This window comes from Bacillus sp. BSL6 (assembly GCF_052928345.1).
The window spans coordinates 975,257-997,069 of record NZ_JAVGCW010000001.1 but is presented as its reverse complement, the minus strand read 5'-3'; the positions used below and the strand labels follow the sequence as shown (position 1 = coordinate 997,069).

The 21,813-nt window shown below is 37.9% G+C and carries 20 protein-coding genes; all 20 read right to left on the bottom strand.

Translation table 11 applies throughout. From position 1 onward, the window contains the following. Positions 1 to 10: 10 nt before the first annotated feature. On the bottom strand, positions 11 to 367 hold the full coding sequence (gene rbfA, locus RCJ96_RS05500) for a 30S ribosome-binding factor RbfA (RefSeq protein ID WP_000776442.1): 357 nt from the start codon (positions 365 to 367) through the stop codon (positions 11 to 13). A gap of 15 nt (positions 368 to 382) precedes the next feature. Next, entirely contained in the window at positions 383 to 664 is a 282-nt protein-coding gene (locus tag RCJ96_RS05495; protein ID WP_000582364.1) for a DUF503 domain-containing protein, read from the bottom strand. Next, positions 661 to 2,721 (bottom strand): translation initiation factor IF-2, encoded by a 2,061-nt coding sequence (gene infB / locus RCJ96_RS05490; protein ID WP_000036341.1) that lies wholly within the window; start codon positions 2,719 to 2,721, stop codon positions 661 to 663. Before infB ends, RCJ96_RS05495 begins: the two co-directional genes overlap by 4 nt. Before the next feature lie 4 nt (positions 2,722 to 2,725). Further along, a complete protein-coding gene (locus RCJ96_RS05485) occupies positions 2,726 to 3,037 on the bottom strand; it encodes a YlxQ family RNA-binding protein (RefSeq protein ID WP_001286523.1) in 312 nt (103 codons plus the stop codon). Then, positions 3,038 to 3,310, bottom strand: coding sequence for an RNase P modulator RnpM (gene rnpM / locus RCJ96_RS05480; protein ID WP_000071128.1), 273 nt, complete (start codon positions 3,308 to 3,310; stop codon positions 3,038 to 3,040). A gap of 11 nt (positions 3,311 to 3,321) precedes the next feature. Next, entirely contained in the window at positions 3,322 to 4,428 is a 1,107-nt protein-coding gene (gene nusA, locus RCJ96_RS05475) for a transcription termination factor NusA (protein ID WP_000102609.1), read from the bottom strand. A 17-nt stretch (positions 4,429 to 4,445) separates the two neighbouring features. Continuing rightward, positions 4,446 to 4,916 carry a ribosome maturation factor RimP gene (rimP, locus tag RCJ96_RS05470; protein ID WP_000359097.1) on the bottom strand — a complete coding sequence of 157 codons (471 nt, stop codon included), beginning with the start codon at positions 4,914 to 4,916 and terminating at the stop codon, positions 4,446 to 4,448. A gap of 332 nt (positions 4,917 to 5,248) precedes the next feature. Continuing rightward, a complete protein-coding gene (locus tag RCJ96_RS05465; RefSeq protein ID WP_000059985.1) occupies positions 5,249 to 9,550 on the bottom strand; it encodes a PolC-type DNA polymerase III in 4,302 nt (1,433 codons plus the stop codon). Between the two features lie 124 nt (positions 9,551 to 9,674). Continuing rightward, on the bottom strand, positions 9,675 to 11,375 hold the full coding sequence (locus RCJ96_RS05460) for a proline--tRNA ligase (RefSeq protein WP_242304502.1): 1,701 nt from the start codon (positions 11,373 to 11,375) through the stop codon (positions 9,675 to 9,677). A gap of 109 nt (positions 11,376 to 11,484) precedes the next feature. Beyond that, positions 11,485 to 12,741 (bottom strand): RIP metalloprotease RseP, encoded by a 1,257-nt coding sequence (gene rseP / locus RCJ96_RS05455; RefSeq protein WP_001090229.1) that lies wholly within the window; start codon positions 12,739 to 12,741, stop codon positions 11,485 to 11,487. Between the two features lie 16 nt (positions 12,742 to 12,757). Then, on the bottom strand, positions 12,758 to 13,900 hold the full coding sequence (gene dxr / locus RCJ96_RS05450) for a 1-deoxy-D-xylulose-5-phosphate reductoisomerase (RefSeq protein ID WP_000790359.1): 1,143 nt from the start codon (positions 13,898 to 13,900) through the stop codon (positions 12,758 to 12,760). Between the two features lie 23 nt (positions 13,901 to 13,923). Beyond that, a complete protein-coding gene (cdsA, locus tag RCJ96_RS05445) occupies positions 13,924 to 14,715 on the bottom strand; it encodes a phosphatidate cytidylyltransferase (protein WP_000813581.1) in 792 nt (263 codons plus the stop codon). A 17-nt stretch (positions 14,716 to 14,732) separates the two neighbouring features. After that, on the bottom strand, positions 14,733 to 15,509 hold the full coding sequence (gene uppS / locus RCJ96_RS05440; protein ID WP_000971301.1) for an isoprenyl transferase: 777 nt from the start codon (positions 15,507 to 15,509) through the stop codon (positions 14,733 to 14,735). 85 nt (positions 15,510 to 15,594) lie between these two features. Continuing rightward, positions 15,595 to 16,152, bottom strand: a complete 558-nt coding sequence (gene frr / locus RCJ96_RS05435; protein ID WP_000531503.1) for a ribosome recycling factor — start codon at positions 16,150 to 16,152, stop codon at positions 15,595 to 15,597. A 2-nt stretch (positions 16,153 to 16,154) separates the two neighbouring features. Then, a complete protein-coding gene (gene pyrH / locus RCJ96_RS05430; protein ID WP_000042663.1) occupies positions 16,155 to 16,877 on the bottom strand; it encodes a UMP kinase in 723 nt (240 codons plus the stop codon). 66 nt (positions 16,878 to 16,943) lie between these two features. Next, complete coding sequence (gene tsf, locus RCJ96_RS05425; protein ID WP_001018581.1) at positions 16,944 to 17,831, bottom strand: translation elongation factor Ts; 888 nt, start codon at positions 17,829 to 17,831, stop codon at positions 16,944 to 16,946. A 103-nt stretch (positions 17,832 to 17,934) separates the two neighbouring features. Next, positions 17,935 to 18,636 (bottom strand): 30S ribosomal protein S2, encoded by a 702-nt coding sequence (gene rpsB / locus RCJ96_RS05420; protein WP_000111483.1) that lies wholly within the window; start codon positions 18,634 to 18,636, stop codon positions 17,935 to 17,937. A 351-nt stretch (positions 18,637 to 18,987) separates the two neighbouring features. After that, complete coding sequence (gene codY, locus RCJ96_RS05415) at positions 18,988 to 19,767, bottom strand: GTP-sensing pleiotropic transcriptional regulator CodY (protein WP_000421288.1); 780 nt, start codon at positions 19,765 to 19,767, stop codon at positions 18,988 to 18,990. A 77-nt stretch (positions 19,768 to 19,844) separates the two neighbouring features. Beyond that, positions 19,845 to 21,236: an ATP-dependent protease ATPase subunit HslU gene (hslU, locus tag RCJ96_RS05410; RefSeq protein ID WP_074606248.1), complete on the bottom strand. Its 1,392-nt coding sequence runs from the start codon at positions 21,234 to 21,236 to the stop codon at positions 19,845 to 19,847. A 22-nt stretch (positions 21,237 to 21,258) separates the two neighbouring features. Continuing rightward, entirely contained in the window at positions 21,259 to 21,801 is a 543-nt protein-coding gene (gene hslV, locus RCJ96_RS05405) for an ATP-dependent protease proteolytic subunit HslV (protein WP_000526271.1), read from the bottom strand. Between the last annotated feature and the right edge of the window lie 12 nt (positions 21,802 to 21,813).

The following is a 21,813-nucleotide window of genomic DNA, read 5'->3' as shown; positions in this document are numbered from 1 at the left end:
TGTCTATCCATTATTCTTCACGTTTACCGTCTTTATTAATTTGATGTAAAAGTGTATCAATTCGATGACCATATCCGATAGACTCATCAAATTCAAAGGAAATTTCAGGCGTTTTACGAAGACGAATACGTTGGCCAATTTCTGAACGAATGAAGCCTTTTGCCTTCGCTAAACCTTTTAGTGTATTTTCTTTCTGTTCTTCATCACCTAAAACAGAAATATACACTGTAGCAATTTGTAAATCTCCACTCACTTGTACATCTGTTACAGTAACAAATCCGACACGTGGATCTTTAATTTTACGACTGATGATGTCGCCTAACTCTTTTTTCATTTGCTCGCCTACACGGTTTGCACGTAATTTCATAACTCTTCACCTCATTCAATACCATTCCAATTGTGTTATCGTACGTTCAATTTCAGGAAATGAATCGATGTACTCAAGTACACGATTCATTTCTTTTTCACAAATAACACGATTAGAGGATACAGAAACAATTGCAATTTCCGTACGTTGCCATACATCTTGATGCCCTACTTCTGAAACAGCTACGTTATAACGTTGCTTCACTCGAGTTAGCACCCGTTGTAAAATTGCTCGTTTCTCTTTTAAAGAATGCACATCGTAAATCATACACTCGAATGAGAGTGAAGCGATTATCATCGCTTCACTTCTTCCATAATGTATGCTTCAATAATGTCCCCTTCTTTAAGATCATTATATCTCTCAATTGTAATACCACACTCATAGTTTTGTGCAACTTCTTTTACGTCGTCTTTGAAACGTTTTAACGTATCAAGTTGTCCTTCGAAAATTACTACACCATCACGGATAATACGCACGCCACTATCACGTGTAATTTTACCGTCTGTTACGTAACAACCTGCGATTGTTCCAACTTTTGTTACTTTAAACGTTTGACGTACTTCTGCTTGACCGATTACTTTTTCTTCGAATTCTGGATCTAACATACCTTGCATCGCTGCTTCGATCTCTTCGATTACTTTATAAATAATACGGTGTAAACGAATATCAACGTTCTCTAATTCAGCTGTACGCTTCGCATTCACATCTGGGCGTACGTTAAATCCAATTACAATTGCATTAGATGCAGAAGCTAAAATGATATCAGATTCTGTAATCGCACCTACGCCTGTATGGATAATTTTAACTTTAACACCTTCAACATCAATTTTACGAAGTGATGCTGCCATTGCTTCTACAGAACCTTGTACGTCTGCTTTCACAATTAAGTTAATTTCTTTTACATCGCCCTCTTGGATTTGTTGGAATAAATCTTCAAGGCTTAATTTAGATTTTTCACCACGTTGAGCAAGTAACGCTTCCTGTGCACGTGATTCACCGATTTGACGAGCTTTCTTCTCATCAGCGAATGCCATGAAACGATCTCCCGCTTGTGGTACTTCGTTTAAACCTGTAATTTCAACAGGAGTTGATGGACCAGCAACTTTTACACGACGACCAATATCACTTACCATTGCACGAACACGTCCGAATGAAGTACCAACAACGATTGGGTCTCCAACTCGAAGCGTACCGTTTTGAACAAGTAATGTCGCGATAGTTCCTTTACCTTTATCAAGCTGTGCTTCAATTACAGTACCAGTTGCATAGCGGTTTGGATTTGCTTTATATTCTTCTACTTCACTCACAAGAAGAATCATTTCTAGTAAGTTGTCAATTCCTTCGCCTTGAATCGCTGAGATTGGTACGAAGATTGTATCTCCACCCCATGCTTCTGGAACTAATTCATATTCTGTTAGTTCTTGCATTACGCGATCAGGATTCGCAGCTGGTTTATCCATTTTATTCACAGCAACAATAATTGGTACTCCTGCTGCTTTCGCATGGTTAATTGCTTCAACTGTTTGTGGCATAACACCGTCATCAGCTGCAACAACAAGGATTGTAATATCCGTTACTTGTGCACCACGAGCACGCATCGTTGTAAACGCCGCATGACCAGGTGTGTCTAAGAATGTAATCTTCTTGTCATTTACTTCAACTTGGTATGCACCAATGTGCTGAGTAATTCCACCTGCTTCGCCAGCAGTTACTTTAGAGTTACGGATAGAGTCAAGTAATGTTGTTTTACCATGGTCAACGTGTCCCATGATTGTAACTACAGCTGGACGCTCTTTTAAGTTCTCTTCATCATCTTGCTCATCGATGAATGTTTCAAACTCAGTCTCGCTAACAATTACTTCTTCTTCTACTTCAATACCGTAGTCGTTAGCAATTAACTCAATTGTATCTTTATCTAAGTCTTGGTTAATTGTCGCCATAATTCCAAGCATGAAGAGCTTTTTAATAATTTCAGATGGCTCTTTGCTTAATTTCTTAGCAAGGTCACCTACTGTAAGGCTTCCAGAGAAAGTAATTTTATCTGGTGTTTCTACAGTTTGTGTTTGTTGTCTTCCAGCAAAGTTCTCTTGACGCTTGTCTTCGTTTCCTTTGCCTTTTTTCTTTTTCTTATTGCTGTTCTTTTTACTACGAACAACTTTTTCTTCTACTTCAAACTCATCTGCAACAGAAGGTTTTTCAGCTTGATACTCATTATCTAATTTGTTTACTACTTCATCGTCTAACATTGTCATATGATTCGAAACCTCGATATTCATTTCTTTTAGTTTTGTCATAAGATCTTTACTTGAGATATTATGTTTTTTCGCATATTCATGCACTCGAATTTTACTCATACCTTCACCCCCGGTAATTTGTATCGAGCATGCTACGCAGCTTTTTCGCAAAGCCTTCATCTAACACAGCTACAACGACTCGCTCATCTCTCCCAATCGCATGCCCTAATTGTTGTCGATTTTCGACCTTTCTCATTGGTACGTTGTAGTACGTCGTTTTATCCGTGATACGCTTTGTAGTATTTACTGACGCATCCTCAGAGAGCAACACAAGTTTTGCCTTGCCACTTCGTACTTCCTTTAAAACGAGTTCTTCACCCGAAATAATTTTTCGAGCCCGGTTTGCTAGTCCTAAAAACGATTTCCAATCGGACACTTATTTCGACTCCTTCTCAACAAGCTCAAGAAGCTCTTCATAAAGAGAACTGTCGATTTTCGCTTTTAGATGATGTTCCAAAACATTTTTCTTTTGAGCTTGAAGAATGCTTTCTTTATCTTTTGATAAATAAGCACCTCGTCCTGATTTCTTTCCAGTTAAATCAATAGACACTTCTCCCTCTTTGGAACGAACAATGCGAACGAGCTCTCGTTTTGATTTCATTTCTTGCGTTGCAACACATTTTCGTAACGGAACTTTTCGATTGCTCATACTCATCACCTCTATTCGATTTCGTCTTCAACAGAATCGAATCCGAATGCGACTACGCTATCTTCTTCTGTTACAATACCAAGTTGTTTCGCATCAGACTCACTCTTAATATCAATTTTCCAACCTGTTAATTTAGCTGCAAGACGTGCATTTTGTCCACGTTTACCGATAGCTAATGACAGTTGGTGGTCTGGAACAACAACAGTTGTTGCTTTTTCTTCTTCATCTACAAGTACTTTCACAACTTGTGATGGGCTTAAAGCATTGGCAACATATTCTACTGGATCATTTGACCAGCGAACGATGTCAATCTTTTCACCTTTTAGTTCGTCTACAATGCGTTGTACACGTTGTCCTTTCGGTCCTACACAAGAACCTACTGGATCAACATCAATGTTCTCTGCATGTACAGAGATTTTAGAACGATCTCCTGCTTCACGTGCTACAGAACGAATTTCAACCGTTCCATCATAAATTTCAGGAACTTCCATTTCGAATAAACGTTTTAAAAGACCAGGATGTGTACGTGATACGTAAATTTGCGGTCCTTTTGTTGTTTTTTCTACTTTCGTAATGAATACGCGAATACGATCATGTGGTTTGTATTGTTCGTTTGGCATTTGCTCACTTACAGGTAATAAAGCTTCTACTTTTCCTAAGCTTACATAAATGAAACGAGCATCTTGACGTTGTACGATACCAACCATGATATCTTCTTCACGGTCACTAAACTCAGAGTAAATAACACCACGCTCAGCTTCACGCACTCGTTGTGTTACAACTTGTTTTGCAGTTTGTGCTGCAATACGACCGAAATCTTTTGGTGTTACTTCAATTTCTAGTACGTCACCATCTTGATAGTTTGGATTAATTTGTCTTGCTTCTTCAACAGAAATTTCAAGACGTGGATCAAACACATTATCAACAACGTCTTTACGTGCTAAAACTTGGATTGTTCCCACTTGTGGGTTAAAGCTCACACGAACGTTTTGTGCTTGGTTAAAATTGCGTTTATAAGCAGAGATTAACGCTGCTTCAATCGCATCAATAATAATATCTTTGCTAATTCCTTTTTCTGACTCTAATACGAGCAAGGCATCTAACAACTCAGTGCTCATGAAGATCCCCCTTCTAACTAAAACGTAACAGCAAGTCGCGCATTTGCAACTTTGTCCATTGGAATTTGGATTTCTTTTTTACGTGTTTTAATTGTTAATAATAGTGTAATTGTAGTACCATCGTAGGAAAGCATTTTTCCTTCAAACATCTTTTCACCATCAATCGGCTCATATGTTTTAATTGCCACTTGTTTTCCTACCGCTTGCTGGAAGTCTTTCTCTTTCTTTAATGGACGTTCTGCTCCAGGAGATGACACATCCAAAAAGTAAAGATGAGGAATTGGATCCTCTTTATCTAAAGCTTCGCTTAAACGTTCACTCACCGCACCGCATTCTTCAATGTCGACTCCCTTTTCAGAATCGATGAATACGCGTAAGAACCAGTCTTGTCCTTCTTTCACATACTCTACATCTACAAGTTCAAGATTTAACTCTTCAACGATTGGCTGCGCAAATGCTTCTACAACTTCTGTGACTTTCTTATCCATAAACAGCCTCCTTCCTGCCGCCATGTACCATTCACAAGAAAAGACCCCGTCCATAGAACGGTCTATCTTATTCTTTCTCGTTAGCTAACAAAAGCCCCTGCCGTTAAGCAGGGAATATCTGTCTTAGTATTACCAAATTTAAGAAGTAAAACTTGTAACAAAATATGTATATACGACAGAAATTTCTTACCTCTCCACATCAATAAAATGTAGATAGTAACACGAAAGAGTGGGTTTCCCCACTCTTCTTTTCACACAATATACATGACATGGTTATCTCGGTTAATAGTATACCATACCAAATGTTGATTTGCAAAGACTTTTCCTACCTATCAGAACAGCGATAACTGGTTTTGATCCGGCAAATCACCTAAACAACCTTGACTATCTAAATACTCAATAATTGTTTTCGAAACCTTACTACGCTGCTGCAAGTCTTCTTTTGATAAGAATTCTCCATTTTTACGTGCTTCCACAATACTTAAAGCTGCGTTTGTACCAAGACCAGGCACCGCATTAAATGGAGGGATTAATGAGTCTCCATCAATAATAAAGTCTGTTGCATGTGAGCGATATAAATCCACCTTTTGGAATGAGTATCCACGCTCACACATTTCAAGTGTCATTTCTAGTACAGTCAATAAACTCTTCTCTTTCGGTGCTGCATCTAAACCTTTTTGCGCAATTTCATCAATTCTTGCACGTATAGATGCTGAACCTTTTGCCATCGCTTCTACGTCAAAGTCATCTGCACGAACCGTAAAGTATGCCGCATAGAATAAAAGCGCGAAATGCACTTTAAAGTATGCGATACGCACGGCCATAAGTACGTAAGCAGCCGCATGGGCTTTCGGGAACATGTACTTAATCTTCTTACATGAATCAATGTACCAACCTGGTACATTATTACTTTTCATGTCCTCTTCCCATTCTTCTGGTACACCTTTACCTTTACGTACTGACTCCATGATTTTGAAGGCTAATGATGGGTCTAAACCTTGATAGATTAAATATACCATGATGTCATCACGACAACCGATAACTTCACTCAGCGTACATGTACCGTTATAAATTAACTCGTTTGCATTACCAAGCCATACGTCCGTACCATGTGATAATCCAGAAATTTGGACTAACTCTGAGAATGTCGTCGGTTTCGTCTCTTCTAACATCTGTCTTACGAATTTCGTACCAAACTCTGGTATACCAAGTGTACCTGTTTTACAGTTAATTTGTTCTTCCGTTACGCCTAACGATTCTGGCCCTGAGAAAATTTTCATTACTTCTGGATCATCCGTTGGGATTGTTTTCGGATCAATACCACTTAAATCTTGTAACATACGAATAACTGTCGGATCATCGTGTCCTAGTATATCAAGCTTCAATAAATTATCATGAATAGAGTGGAAGTCAAAGTGTGTCGTTCTCCACTCAGCACCTATTGAATCTGCTGGATACTGTATCGGTGAGAAATCAAAAATGTCCATATAATCTGGCACAACGATAATACCACCTGGATGCTGCCCTGTTGTACGTTTTACACCGGTACATCCTGCTACTAAGCGGTCAATTTCTGCATTTCGAATCGTTAAGTTATGATCATTTGCATAACCTTTTACATATCCATAAGCAGTTTTTTCCGCAACTGTACCAATCGTTCCTGCACGATATACATAATCTTCACCGAATAGTACTTTCGTATAGTTATGGGCACGTGGTTGGTATTCCCCGGAGAAATTCAAATCGATATCGGGTACCTTATCTCCTTTAAATCCAAGGAACGTTTCGAACGGAATGTCATGTCCATCTTTTACATATGGAATATTACAAGTTGGACATTCTTTATCCGGTAAGTCAAAACCAGAACCTACAGAACCATCATTAAAGAATTCTGATTGCTTACATTTCGGACATACATAGTGTGGTGGTAATGGATTTACTTCTGTAATTTCCATCATCGTTGCAACGAATGATGAACCTACCGATCCACGCGAACCTACTAGATATCCATCTACTAACGATTTTTTCACAAGCTTATGTGAAATTAAATAAATTACGGCGAATCCATGCCCGATGATACTTTTTAATTCTTTTTCTAAACGCGCTTCTACAATTTCAGGTAACTCTTCACCATAAATGCTACGCGCCATTTTATAACTCATATCACGCGTTTCATCATCTGCACCTTCAATTTTCGGTGTGTATAGATCATCTTTTACTGGATGAACATCGCCAATTAATGATGCAATCTTTTGTGTATTCGTTACGACAATTTCTTTCGCTACGTCTTCACCTAAGAATGAGAAACACTCTAACATTTCATCGGTTGTACGGAAATGTACAGGTGGTAATGAATGTCGGTTTAACGGATTGGCTCCGCCCTGCGAACTAACTAAAATTTTGCGATACATTGCATCTTCTGGATCTAAGTAATGCACGTTTCCAGTAGCAACAACTGGTTTATCTAACGTCTCACCTAGTTTTACTAAGTTCGAAATAATTGTTTTTAATTGCCCCTCATCCCGAACAAGTTCACGCTCTACTAAATGACGTAGCACTTCTGGTGGCATTACTTCAATGTAATCGTAGAACTGCGCAATTTCTTCTACCTCTTCAGGAGCTTTTTGCATCATTGCCTCAAATACTTCACCTTTATCACAAGCTGTTCCTACTAGAATACCTTCACGATATTTTTTTAATAGTGATCTTGGTACTCGTGGTACACGGTAAAAGTAATTTAGATGAGAATATGAAACAAGTTTATATAAATTTTTCAATCCAACATCCGATGTAGCAAGTAATGTCATATGACTTGGACGCCCGCGCTTATATGCATCCCCTTGTCCCATACTATCGTTTAATTGATCGTGATATTCAAAACCTTTTTCAATTACATCTTTTAACATTTTCACTAGTAAATATCCCGTTGCTTCTGTATCATAAATCGCACGGTGATGCTGAGTTAATTCAATGTCCATCTTTTTACATAACGTATTTAAACGATGATTTTTCATTTCTGGGAATAAGAATCTTGCAAGCTCTAACGTATCTATTACCGGATTTTTCGTTTTTTCTAAACCAGCTTTTTTGAATCCTACATTAATAAAGCCCATATCGAAACTTGCGTTATGAGCAACAAGTGTATGGTCACCCATCCATTCCTCAAACTTTTTAAACACTTCGTCTACTTCTGGTGCGTCGGTCAACATATCATCTGTAATACCTGTTAACTCAATGATTGTTGCCGATAATGGTTGATGTGGATTTGCAAAAGATTCAAAGCGGTCAATAATTTCGCCACCTTTTACTTTTACGGCAGCTAACTCAATAACTGTATCATACACAGCTGATAAACCTGTCGTCTCAACGTCAAAAACAACATATGTTTCATCAGCCAGTAAACGATGTTCTTCATTATAAGCAATTGGTACTCCGTCATTCACTAAGTTTGCTTCCACACCATATATAACTTTAACTCCAGCCTTTTTCCCCGCAGAATATGCTTCCGGGAACGACTGAGCCACAGCATGGTCTGTAACCGCAATAGCCTCATGTCCCCATTTACCAGCTTGAGCAACAAGCTTAGAAACTGGAGTAACAGCATCCATTTGACTCATTGGAGTATGAAGATGAAGCTCTACTCTTTTTTCACCTTCTGGTGCTTTATCTTTACGAGACGGTCCTGTTATTTCATTAATATCATTTGCAATCATTACTAAATCTCGAACAAATGTATCATTTTGGACAGAACCACGAGCCTTCACCCACATTCCTTTTTTCAAGGATTGTAGCATTGGAATATCTTCTTTATCACGTGAGAACATTTTGATCATAATAGAATCTGTATAATCCGTTATTTTTAAAGTTAATAACGTACGTCCACTACGAAGTTCTTTTGTTTCCACATGGAAGACATATCCTTGAACTGTTTTTCTTCTTTCTTCATCTTGAATTTCTCGCATCGGTGTAATCTCTTCATCTGGCTTAATAAGATACCCAAGTGTAATCGGTCCTTCATGCACAACGCTGCTTTCTTCAGCTTGCTTCTTTGCCATTTCTTCCATAGCTTGTATAACACGCTCACGGTCTTCTTGTTGCGTTTGCTCACGAAACTTTTGCATTTCTTCTGTATTTTGCTGTATATGTGTGTCTAACTGGAAACGCGGGAATCCGAAAGCCTCGTATTGATCCCCTACTGGTTTTGCAACGTTTTTCTTTAAAGCAGTAGATTCCAGCTCATTATTCACATTTATAAGTAACTTCACTCCATTGACCTGCGGAAGCTGCTTCTTTAAATAAGCAAACATAGGTGAAAATGTAATTCGTTCCGTACAAAGTGGCCAATACGCCCTCACTTCTTCTTCAGTAAATTGTTTATTCTCTGTTTCTAATGCAAATGTTGTTCTTGCAATATGAGAAAATGATTGCTTAAGCTTTGTTTCTAGCAATTCATATAATTCTGTAGGCAAAATACGTGGCACTTGTAAATTAAAATGCCAACTTTTATTCGCTTTATCGATAACGAGCCTTTCAATACCACCGCCTTGTAAATATTGATTTATAAGGTCGTCTGGTATTTGCAACTGCTGGAGCAAAATTTGAAATCGCTCTTTTTGTTCATTTGTTAAAGACATAAGCACTCTCCTTCCATTTGCTATTATAAATTGAAACGTACTACAAAGAAAGATTTCTCCCTTCTTCTTTTACAAAATACGTTTACAAAGAAAGAGAAGGTACCTCATTACGAGGTACCTCTTCCTATTTTAAAATATTAGCAATATATGTTTGAAGTTCTTCTACTTTTACTTCTTCAGACTCACCTGTAGCACGTACTTTCACTTCTACAATACCTTCGTCTGCTTTTTTACCAACTGTCACGCGAACTGGAAGGCCGAATAAATCAGCATCAGCAAATTTAACACCTGCACGTTCTGCACGATCATCTAGTAATACTTCATATCCTTGCTCTTGTAATGAGTGGTAGATGTTTTCACCCATTTCACGTTGTGCATCAGATTTCATATTCACTGGAATTACATGCACATGGAACGGTGCTACAGCTTTTGGCCAAACTAAACCGTTCTCATCATTAAACTGCTCTGCAATTGCTGCCACTGTACGAGACACACCAATGCCGTAACAACCCATAATAAGTGGTTGTGTTTTTCCGTTTTCATCTAGGAATGTTGCGTTCATTGCTTCACTATAACGAGTTCCTAATTTGAATACATGACCAACTTCAATTCCGCGTGCGAAAAGAATTGTCCCGTTTCCGTCTGGAGATTGGTCTCCTTCTTGAATGAAGCGTAAATCCGTATATTGACTTACTTTAAAGTCACGTTCTGGATTTACATTTACATAATGGAATCCTTCTTCGTTCGCTCCTGAACATCCGTTGACAATTGATGCTACAGCGTGATCAGCGATAATTTCGATATCACCATTTACACCAATCGGTCCTAATGAACCAACTTCACAATTTAATAATTCTTTTACTTCTTCATGAGAGGCAAGCTCAACAACTGAAGCACCGTATACATTTTTCACTTTTACATCATTTACTTCATGATCACCACGAACAAGTACCACTACTAATTTCTCATCTACTTTAAATACCATAGACTTAATGCACTTGTCAGCTTCGATGTTTAAGAATGCAGATACTTCTTCAATTGCTTTTTGGTCTGGTGTTGCTACTTTTTCAAGCTCTTTTTCTGCTTCGTCACTCTTCGTATACGTAGCTACAACAGGAGCCATTTCGATGTTCGCTGCATAATCAGATGTATCAGAGTATGCAATTGTATCTTCACCAACATCAGATAATACCATAAATTCATGTGTATCTTTTCCACCCATTGCTCCAGAATCAGCAATAACCGCACGGTAATTCAAGCCACAACGAGCAAAGATGTTAGAGTATGCTTTGTATAAGCGATCGTACACTTCATCTAAGCTCTCTTGCGTAGCATGGAAAGAGTATGCATCTTTCATTAGAAACTCTCTTCCACGTAATAAACCGAAACGAGGTCTTTGTTCATCACGGAATTTTGTTTGAATTTGATATAATGTTAACGGTAATTTTTTATACGATTTCACTTCATCACGTACAAGATCTGTAATTACTTCTTCATGTGTCGCTCCTAATGCAAATTCACGAGCGTTACGATCTTTCATACGCATTAATTCAGATCCGTAAGAATACCAACGACCTGACTCTTGCCATAATTCTGCAGCTTGCATCGCTGGCATTAATAATTCTACGGCACCTGCGCGCTCCATCTCTTCTCGAACGATACGTTCTACTTTGTGTAGTACTTTTAATCCAAATGGTAGAAAACTATAAATACCAGAAGCATTTTGACGCATAAAACCTGCACGAAGTAATAACTGATGACTCTTAATCTCCGCATCAGCTGGAACTTCACGTAATGTAGGACTGAATACCATACTTTGTTTCATTTATTCGCACCTCTTCATTTTACTCTTACACGCAGGAAAACCCCTCACCTCGAGTTAGGTGAGGGATTTTATTCTACGAGCTCTATTTCATTATAAGTTTCACTTTATTTTACAAGAAAAACTTACGAATGTCATTCCAAGTTACAACTAACATAAGTAACATTAATAATGCAAAACCAATAAAGTGAACCATTCCTTCTTTTTGGCGATCAATTGGTTTCCCACGCAATGCCTCAATTAAGAAGAAGAACAAACGTCCACCGTCTAAAGCAGGAACTGGTAGTAAATTAAATAAACCAAGGTTAATACTTAAAACGGCTGCTAAACTTAAAACACGCGTAAATCCATAATCTACAACTTGATCTGTTAGATTATAAATTCCTACTGGACCTGACAACTCATTAATAGAGAATTGACCAGTTACTAATTTCACAAGAGACTCAAAAATTAGTTTCGTCCATTGGTATGTTTGTTCAAAACCTGATTTAATAGAACCCATCACTGTTTTCTCTACAGGAGAGTAAACACCAATTCTACCAACTTCTTCTTTACCTTCTTTATCAAGCGTTGGCGTTACTTTCACATTAAACTGTTCACTATCACGCTTTACTTGTAACGTAATTTCTTTATTTGGATTTTCACGTACAATGGTAACAACATCTTTCCATGTACTTGTGTTTTTCCCATCAATAGCTTGAATTGTATCATTTTCTTTTAATCCAGCTTGCTCTGCTGCACTATTCTCCATCACTTTTCCGACCATTGGTTTGTCAACAGGAACACCTTGTACAAATCCAAGAATCACAAAAATAACAAATGCTAAAATGAAGTTCATTGCAGGGCCCGCAAAGATTGTTAACGCACGTTGTCCTAATTTCTTAGAGCCAAACTGCCTATTATACGGAGCAATTTGAATTTCTTCACCGGCAGTAATAATACGAGCCTTCTCGTTCACTCGGAATGTTTGAAGCTCTTCCTCGTACTCTTCATAACCCGAAATTGTTAAATTATGCTCTAAATCAGCTTGTTCGACTTCGATAACGCGAACATTGGGATACTTTTCATATCCATCAAAAACTAATTTTGCAACTTCGTCTTTTGCATTTAATACAAGGCCAACCTTTTTCCCAGGCTTTAACTCAACTGTGTCTGCATCCTCGCCAGCCATTCTTACATAGCCACCAAGGGGCAGTAATCGAATCGTATACACCGTTTCATTCTTTTCAAATGAGAATATTTTCGGACCAAAACCAATCGCAAACTCGCGGCATAAAATACCTGCTCTTTTTGCGAAATATAGATGCCCTAGCTCATGGAAAAATACGAGTGCACCGAAAATTAATATAAAGGCAATCGCTGTATTCAATTCCATACCACCTTTGCTAAATTTGTTCCATCACAAACCGTCTTGTGGCTGCATCAATTTCCAGAATTTCCTCTAAGCTCGGACGTGCAATGACATTGTGATGGTTCATTGCTTTTTCAATGAGGTCTTCCACTGTTAAGAAACCAATTCTCTTTTGTAAAAAAGCTTCAACAGCTACTTCATTCGCTGCATTCATTACAGCTGGCATACTTCCACCTGCTTTTCCAGCTTCATACGCAAAACGTAGGCAACGGAAACGCTCTTGGTTCATCTTCTCAAAATGCAACGTTCCTATTTCCCATAAGTTTAACTGCTTTGTGTCTGAAAGAGGTAATCGATCAGGATATGTAAGCGCGTATTGAATTGGTACTCGCATATCAGGTGAGCCAAGCTGTGCCATCACACTACGATCTTCAAATTCAACCATAGAATGAATAATACTTTCTTTATGTAAAACAACATCGATTTGCTCATAAGGGATACCAAAAAGCCAATGTGCTTCAATTACTTCTAGCCCCTTATTCATCATTGTAGCAGAATCAATTGTAATTTTCGAACCCATTGACCAGTTTGGATGTCGAAGCGCATCTTCTACGGTCACATGATGCAATTCATCTCTCGTTTTATCACGGAAACTTCCACCAGAAGCCGTTATAATTAGTCGAGAAATTCTTTTTTCATTTTCACCATTCAAGCATTGAAAAATAGCTGAATGTTCACTGTCTACTGGAAGTAACGAAACATTATGTTTTCGCGCTGCTTCCATTACAAGATGCCCTGCAGTTACTAACGTTTCTTTGTTTGCAATTCCAATTGTTTTTTTCGCCTCAATTGCACGAAGTGTTGGTAACAACCCTACGCTACCTACAACAGCGTTTACTACAATCTCCGCATCTGGATGTAATGCTACTTCTAAAAGCCCTTCACTACCATATACAATTTTTGTATTACCAGAAACAGCTTGTAATTTTAAAACATCTTCCTCTCTTTGCACAGAGACAATTTGTGGAGAAAATTCTTGAATGACCTTTACTGCGTAGTCAATATTTTTCCCTACAGAAAAAGCAACGAGACGGAATTGGTCTGGGTGCGAGCGTAATACATCTAAAGTTTGTGTACCAATTGATCCGCTTGCACCTAATAAACTAATGTTTTTCATGATTCCAACCCCTCGTTCATTCATTAATTATATTGTAATAAGAAGTAGAGAATTGGTAAAACGAATAACCAACTATCTGTTCGATCTAATATACCACCATGCCCAGGTAAAATTGTACCTGAATCTTTTACGCCATAATGACGCTTAAAAGCAGATTGTACTAAATCACCAATTTGTCCAAAAATAGAAATGATAATTGTCAGCGCAATTAAAATCAATACATTCGATTCAACTGGGAAGAACATGTTGTAAACAAGTGCCACAATAATTCCACAAACGATACCACCTAATGAACCTTCAATCGTTTTGTTTGGACTAATTTCTGGCCATAATTTTCTTTTTCCTAATGCTTTTCCTACGAAATATGCGCCTGAATCAGTAGCCCATATAACAAATAATGCACAAAATACATATTTAATTCCTAATATCCTCGTTTCATTCAGATATAAGAATCCCATTGCAACATATGTTGTTGCCATTAGTAAAAATGAAGCATTGTCAAAAGTAAATGTATTCTTAGAAAGGACTGTATATGATAAAAGTAATAAAACAATCACAAATGTGATTTCTAATTTACCTAATCCAATCCAAGTAAACAGTTCCGATGCACTACTTGGAATTAAAATAATCCATAATAATAATGCAGCTAAAACTGTTGGTACTGAAATAAGCGTAAGCTTATTCATACGAATTAATTCATATAAACCTATAGAAGCAAGTGCATACACTAAAACCGTAAAAGGCACGCCACCGTAAATTACGATGGGAATGAATAGCGCGGCAGCAACCACTCCAGTAATAATTCTCTGTTTCACTACCAAACCCTCTCTTTCTACACGCCTCCGAATCTGCGCCCTCTATGTTGAAAGTCTGTAATCGCATTTAGCAAATGTTCCTCGGTAAAATCTGGCCAATACACATCTGTAAACCAAAATTCCGAATATGCAATTTGCCATAACATGAAATTACTAATACGTAGCTCTCCGCTCGTACGGATTAACAACTCTGGGTCAGGTAAAGAACTCGTCATTAAGTAGGAAGAAAGCATTTCTTCACTTACATCTTCAACACGAACCTTTCCTTCCTCACTATCTTTCATCATATGTTGCACAGCAGAAACGATTTCATCTCGACTTCCATAGTTTAACGCGAAATTAAGAATTAATCCCGTATTCTCTTTCGTTTCTTCCATGGCCTTCTCCATCGCTCTGCGTGTATGCGTAGGAAGACGATCTTGTTGCCCTATTACTCGGACTTGTACGTTTTCTTCAATCAATTCTGGTAAAAATGTACCTAAAAATTCTTCAGGAAGCTTCATTAAATAATCAACTTCCTTTTTCGGTCTTTTCCAGTTCTCAGTCGAAAAAGCATAGAGAGTTAACACTTTCACATTAAGTTTACTTGCAAATTTTGTAATTTTCTTTACAACTTGCATACCTTCATGATGTCCCGCAATACGAGGCATTGCTCTCCTCTTCGCCCATCTTCCATTACCATCCATAATGATCGCAATATGTTCTGGGATATATCCTTTTTTTACTTCTTCAACGAGATGATCAAACGATGTGTCCTTTTTACCTTTAAAAAAAGGAAAGTTTTTAAACATCATTCATACCCTCCAGCAAGCAGACGTATGCCTAAAAGTGTAAAAAGACCCCCTTAAGAAGAGGGTCATATTTGCGAAGGTATCGCTATTACACTTCCATGATTTCTTTTTCTTTGTTTTTTGCGATTTCGTCAACTTTTGCAATATATTTATCTGTTTCTTTTTGGATATCTTCAGTATATCCTCTTAAATCATCTTCTGTAATCTCGCCAGCTTTTTCAAGCTTTTTAAGATCGTCGTTACCGTCACGACGTACGTTACGAACAGCAACTTTTGCTTCTTCAGCATATTTTTTCACAACTTTTACAAGATCACGACGACGCTCTTCTGTTAATGCAGGGAATGCAATACGAATTACAGTTCCGTCATTAGAAGGGTTTAAGCCTAAATCTGCTTTTAAAATTGCTTTTTCGATATCACCGATAGAAGTTTTATCATAAGGTTGAATTACAAGTAAACGTGCTTCTGGAACTGTAATGTTCGCTAATTGCACAACTGGTGTTGGTGCACCATAGTAATCAACTTGTACTTTATCTAATACAGACGCGCTTGCACGGCCAGCACGAACTGTTGCTAATTCACGAGAATAAGCAGCAACTGCTTTTTCCATTTTTTCATTTGAAGACTTTAATACTTGTTGTCCCATATTTATTTCCCCCTTACAACTGTTCCGATATTTTCACCTAAAACGGCACGTTTAATATTACCTTTTTCCATAACTGAGAATACAATTAATGGAATATCATTATCCATACATAGAGAAGAAGCTGTAGAATCCATTACACCTAAACCTTCTTTTAATACATCTAAGTAAGTAAGCGTTTCGTATTTCGTAGCTGTTGGGTCAATAGATGGATCCGCATTATATACGCCATCTACATTGTTTTTCGCCATTAAAATTACGTCCGCTTCAATTTCTGCTGCACGTAATGCTGCTGTTGTATCTGTAGAGAAGTATGGATTACCTGTACCTGCTGCAAAGATAACAACACGTTTCTTCTCTAAGTGACGAACTGCTTTACGACGAATGTAAGGCTCTGCCACTTGACGCATCTCAATTGAAGTTTGTACGCGAGTTTGAATTCCGATATTCTCCAAGCTATCTTGAAGAGCTAATGAATTCATAACTGTCGCTAACATGCCCATGTAATCTGCTCCTGCACGATCCATGCCCATCTCACTTCCAATTTTCCCACGCCAAATGTTACCGCCACCAACAACAACAGCAACCTCTACATCAAGTTCTGCAATTTCTTTCACTTGTTCCGCAACTGATTTAATAACAGCTGGGTTAATTCCAAATCCTTGCTCGCCAGCTAAAGCTTCTCCACTCAGCTTTAAAACGACACGATTATATTTCGGTTTACTCATAATGAACCTCCAATTGCTTACATCTTTATTTTAAAAAAGGGAACACAATGTGTTCCCTAATCTGTATTAGTTACTACCTTTTACTTGGTTCATTACTTCTTCAGCAAAGTTGTCTTCGCGTTTTTCGATACCTTCACCAACAGCGTAGCGAACGAATCCTTTTAATGTTCCGCCTTTAGACTCAACGAACTGACGAACTTTCATATCAGGGTTTTTAACGAATGCTTGGTCAAGTAAGCAAATTTCTTCGAAGAATTTGCCAAGACGGCCTTCAACCATTTTTGCAACGATTTTTTCAGGCTTGCCTTCGTTTAATGCTTGTTGTGTTAATACTTGACGCTCATGCTCAACTTCTTCAGCTGTTACAGCATCGCGGTCGATGTATTTAGGGTTAACTGCAGCGATGTGCATTGCAACATCTTTAGCAGCCGCTTCATCAGTAGAACCTTCAAGAACTGTTAGTACACCAATGCGTCCACCCATGTGTAGGTAAGCGCCGAATGCATCTGCATCAGTTTTTGATACGATTTCGAAACGACGAAGTGTAAGTTTTTCACCAATTTTAGCGATTGCTTCGTTGATGTGCTCTTCTACTTTTTTGCCGTTTTCCATTGTTTGAGCCATAGCTTCTTCAACGTTAGCTGGTTTGTTAGCTAATAAGTGAGCAGCTAATTCTTTAATTAATGTTTGGAAACCTTCGTTTTTCGCAACGAAATCAGTTTCAGAGTTTAATTCTAAGATTAAACCGTCGTTACCGTTTGTTTCGATGAAAGTTAAACCTTCAGCAGCGATGCGGTCTGCTTTTTTAGCAGCTTTCGCGATACCTTTTTCACGTAAGAAGTCAATTGCCTTCTCCATGTCGCCGTTAGTTTCTGTTAAAGCTTTTTTGCAGTCCATCATACCTGCGCCAGTTTTTTCACGTAATTCTTTTACCATTTGTGCAGTGATTGCCATACTTTTCATCCTCCTAAAATATGTATTTATACCTTTTATAAAGGTGTTTATACCTTAAAAAAGGTGATAAAAGGCCGAACCCCTTATCACCTTTCCAACTTTGTTACGCAGTAACAGTTTCTTCACCTTGTTTTGCTTCAAGGATCGCGTCTGCCATTTTAGATGTAAGAAGTTTTACAGCACGAATTGCATCATCGTTTGCTGGGATAACGTGATCGATTTCGTCTGGATCACAGTTTGTATCAACGATACCGATGATTGGAATGTGTAATTTGCGTGCTTCAGCAACTGCAATACGCTCTTTACGAGGGTCTACTACGAATAATGCACTTGGAAGACCTTTCATATCTTTAATACCGCCTAAGAATTTCTCAAGACGCTCTAACTCTTTTTTAAGTTGAACAACTTCTTTCTTAGGTAGTACTTCGAAAGTACCATCTTCTTGCATTCTTTCGATGTCTTTAAGACGCTTGATACGCTTTTGGATTGTTTGGAAGTTAGTTAAAGTTCCACCTAACCAACGTTGGTTAACGAAGTACATACCAGCACGAGTTGCTTCTTCTTTAATAGCTTCTTGTGCTTGTTTTTTAGTACCTACGAATAAGATGTCTCCGCCTTCAGCAGCGATGTCACGCATAACTTTGAAAGCTTCCTCAACTTTTTTCACAGTTTTTTGTAAGTCGATGATGTAGATACCGTTACGCTCTGTGAAAATGTAACGCTTCATTTTTGGGTTCCAACGACGAGTTTGATGTCCGAAATGAACACCAGCTTCAAGCAATTGCTTCATAGAAATTACTGACATAATATAGTTCCTCCTAAATGGTTTTTGATATCCTCCGTTTACTTCATCTCTAAGCGAAACTACAAACGTAGCACCAACACTTAAATCAGTAAACGTGTGTACTTTGTACTGACACCACTGCTTACTATATCATACTGAAATATTACAATCAAGTCGAAAATGCGAACAATGTAAAACTTTCTTTGTTCATACTCGAATTCTAGTATTACCAACCTGCATTTCTTTTAAGCAAAAAAGTAAAATGCAATTCATAGTTTTTCACAAAAATGGGATTATGACTCTATTTGCTAACAACATCAATCTGTTATACACAAAAAAACTCCCCTCAAAGAATGAGGAGAGTTTTATAAATTAGTTTGTTTTTAATTTAGCAAGTTCATGTAAGAATTTGTCGTTTAATACTTTAATGTATGTTCCTTTCATACCTAAAGAACGCGACTCAATTACACCAGCACTTTCTAATTTACGAAGTGCATTTACGATTACCGAACGAGTGATTCCTACGCGGTCAGCAATTTTACTTGCAACAAGTAAACCTTCTGTTCCGTTTAATTCTTCGAAGATGTGCTCGATTGCTTCTAACTCACTGTAAGATAATGAGCTGATCGCCATTTGAACAACAGCTTTGCTACGTGCTTCTTCTTCGATTTCTTCTGCTTTTTCACGTAAAATTTCCATACCTACAACAGTTGAGCTGTACTCAGCAAGAATTAAATCATCATCTAAGAACTCTTGACCAAGACGAGCTAAAACTAATGTACCTAGACGCTCACCGCCACCAACGATCGGTACGATTGTAGTTAAACCTTGACCAAATAATTCTTTATTTTCTACTGGGAATGCTGTGTAAGCACTGTTTACATCTAAGTTTGAAGATGTTTCTGTAATATTGAATAAGCTTTGTGTATACTCTTCTGGGAATTGACGTTCTGCAAGCATTTGTTTCATACGCTCATTCTCGATTTGTTGGTGAATTGCATAACCTAGTAATTTACCACGACGGCTTACTACGAATACGTTCGCTTCGATTACTTCACACATTGTGTCAGACATTTCTCTAAAGTTTACAGGCTTTCCTGCTGCGCTCTGTAATAACGCATTTAATTTTCTTGTTTTTGCTAATAATTCCATTTCAAAAGTTCCTCCTACATGTTACTCACATATTTTTTCATCACTTGGAAACTAGGGCGAGTCACCTGATGACACTATTACAAAATAAACTGGCTCACATCTTTATTTTTAGCAATCGTTGCTAATTTTTCCTCAACGTATTGAGGCGTTATCGTTATTTTCTCTAACGTAATTTCAGATGCTTCAAACGATAAATCTTCAAGGAGCTTCTCCATAATCGTATGAAGTCTTCTTGCTCCAATATTATCTGTATCCTGATTAACTTGATAAGCAATCTCAGCAATCTTACGAATAGCTTCGTCTGAAAATTCAATTTCTATACCTTCAGTCGCTAATAAAGCAATATATTGTTTAATTAACGCATTGTCAGGCTCGATTAATATTTTAACAAAATCATCCGTCGATAATTTTGTTAATTCTACTCGAATCGGAAATCTCCCTTGTAATTCCGGAATCAAATCTGACGGTTTAGACATATGAAACGCTCCAGCTGCAACGAATAAAATATAATCCGTTTTTACTGATCCGTATTTTGTCGCAACATTTGATCCTTCTACAATTGGTAAAATGTCACGTTGCACACCTTCACGTGATACATCTACGCTATTCGACTGCTTACCAGCAATTTTGTCAATTTCATCGATAAAAATAATCCCGAGCTGTTCAGCACGATAAACAGCCTCTTGTGTAACTTCATCCATATCAATTAAGCGCTGTGCTTCCTCATTTGTCAAGACTTTTCTTGCTTCTTTTACAGAAAGTTTACGTTTTTTTGTTTTTTTCGGCATAAAACTTCCTAATGCATCTTGGAAATTCATCCCCATTTGTTCCATGCCAGTTCCTTGCAACATATCGAACATAGAAGACTGTTGTTCAGTCACTTCAATCGATACAATTTCATCTTCAAGAAGCCCCGCAGCAAGCTTTCTTTCCACATCTTGACGTTTCTTTTCAATTTCAACATCTTCCTGTGAATCTGTTGTTTGATTCGAATTTTGGGTGCCACCAAATAGCATTTCTAATGGGTTTTTAAATCCAGATTGCTTCTCCGGACTCGGCACTAAAATTTCAACAAGACGTTGGTTCGCTTGTTCTTCTGCTTTGTCTTGTACTTTTACTACCATTTCTTCTTTCACAATGCGAACTGACGTTTCCACAAGGTCACGTACCATCGATTCTACATCTCTACCTACATATCCAACTTCTGTAAATTTCGTAGCTTCAACCTTAATAAAAGGTGCTCCAACGAGTTTCGCCATTCGTCGTGCTACCTCTGTTTTACCAACACCTGTCGGTCCAATCATTAAAATATTTTTAGGTGCAATTTCATCACGTAGATTTTCAGCTAATTTACTTCGGCGGTATCGATTTCTTAAAGCTACAGCAACCGCTTTCTTCGCATCCTTTTGACCGATAATGTATTGATCTAATTTTTCCACAATTTGACGCGGAGTAAAATGTAAATGCATATAAAATGCCTCCCTTACGATTCTACAATTCTTCCACAATTATATTGTGGTTTGTATACACACAAATATCGCCTGCAATGTCTAAACTCGCTTTCGCAATTTGCTTCGCTGTTAAATGTTCACTTGCATATTGTTTTAAAGCACGACCTGCTGAAAGCGCATAATTTCCGCCAGATCCAATTGCTAAAATACCATCATCCGGTTCAATCACTTCTCCCGTACCTGAAACAAGGAGCATCGTTGTTTTATCCATGACAATGAGCATCGCTTCTAGCTGACGTAACATTTTGTCACCGCGCCATTGCTTCGCCATCTCAACGGCAGCACGCTGCAAATTTCCATTATACTCTTCTAATTTCCCTTCAAACATTTCAAAAAGAGTAAATGCATCAGCAACTGAACCTGCAAAACCAGCTAAAACTTTCCCTTGAAAAAGTTTACGAACCTTACGAGCTGTATGTTTCATTACAACAGCATTTCCCATTGTCACCTGGCCATCTCCAGCCATTGCACATTCTCCATTATGATGAACTGCAAATATCGTTGTAGCGTGGAAATTTCCCATAGAAAAAACTCC

Excerpts from the sequence above, each read along its gene's own strand:
- uppS (WP_000971301.1), bottom strand. The coding sequence starts at position 15,509 with ATGATGTTTAAAAACTTTCCTTTTTTTAAAGGTAAAAAGGACACATCG.
- rbfA (WP_000776442.1), bottom strand. The coding sequence starts at position 367 with ATGAAATTACGTGCAAACCGTGTAGGCGAGCAAATGAAAAAAGAGTTA.
- rpsB (WP_000111483.1), bottom strand. The coding sequence starts at position 18,636 with ATGTCAGTAATTTCTATGAAGCAATTGCTTGAAGCTGGTGTTCATTTC.
- pyrH (WP_000042663.1), bottom strand. The coding sequence starts at position 16,877 with ATGAGTAAACCGAAATATAATCGTGTCGTTTTAAAGCTGAGTGGAGAA.
- RCJ96_RS05465 (WP_000059985.1), bottom strand. The coding sequence starts at position 9,550 with ATGTCTTTAACAAATGAACAAAAAGAGCGATTTCAAATTTTGCTCCAG.
- dxr (WP_000790359.1), bottom strand. The coding sequence starts at position 13,900 with ATGAAAAACATTAGTTTATTAGGTGCAAGCGGATCAATTGGTACACAA.
- RCJ96_RS05460 (WP_242304502.1), bottom strand. The coding sequence starts at position 11,375 with ATGAAACAAAGTATGGTATTCAGTCCTACATTACGTGAAGTTCCAGCT.
- rimP (WP_000359097.1), bottom strand. The coding sequence starts at position 4,916 with ATGGATAAGAAAGTCACAGAAGTTGTAGAAGCATTTGCGCAGCCAATC.
- rnpM (WP_000071128.1), bottom strand. The coding sequence starts at position 3,310 with ATGAGCAATCGAAAAGTTCCGTTACGAAAATGTGTTGCAACGCAAGAA.
- codY (WP_000421288.1), bottom strand. The coding sequence starts at position 19,767 with ATGGAATTATTAGCAAAAACAAGAAAATTAAATGCGTTATTACAGAGC.
- frr (WP_000531503.1), bottom strand. The coding sequence starts at position 16,152 with ATGGGACAACAAGTATTAAAGTCTTCAAATGAAAAAATGGAAAAAGCA.
- nusA (WP_000102609.1), bottom strand. The coding sequence starts at position 4,428 with ATGAGCACTGAGTTGTTAGATGCCTTGCTCGTATTAGAGTCAGAAAAA.
- infB (WP_000036341.1), bottom strand. The coding sequence starts at position 2,721 with ATGAGTAAAATTCGAGTGCATGAATATGCGAAAAAACATAATATCTCA.
- tsf (WP_001018581.1), bottom strand. The coding sequence starts at position 17,831 with ATGGCAATCACTGCACAAATGGTAAAAGAATTACGTGAAAAAACTGGC.
- hslU (WP_074606248.1), bottom strand. The coding sequence starts at position 21,236 with ATGCATTTACATTTTACTCCGCGTCAAATTGTGGAAAAATTAGATCAA.
- RCJ96_RS05495 (WP_000582364.1), bottom strand. The coding sequence starts at position 664 with ATGATAATCGCTTCACTCTCATTCGAGTGTATGATTTACGATGTGCAT.
- hslV (WP_000526271.1), bottom strand. The coding sequence starts at position 21,801 with ATGGGAAATTTCCACGCTACAACGATATTTGCAGTTCATCATAATGGA.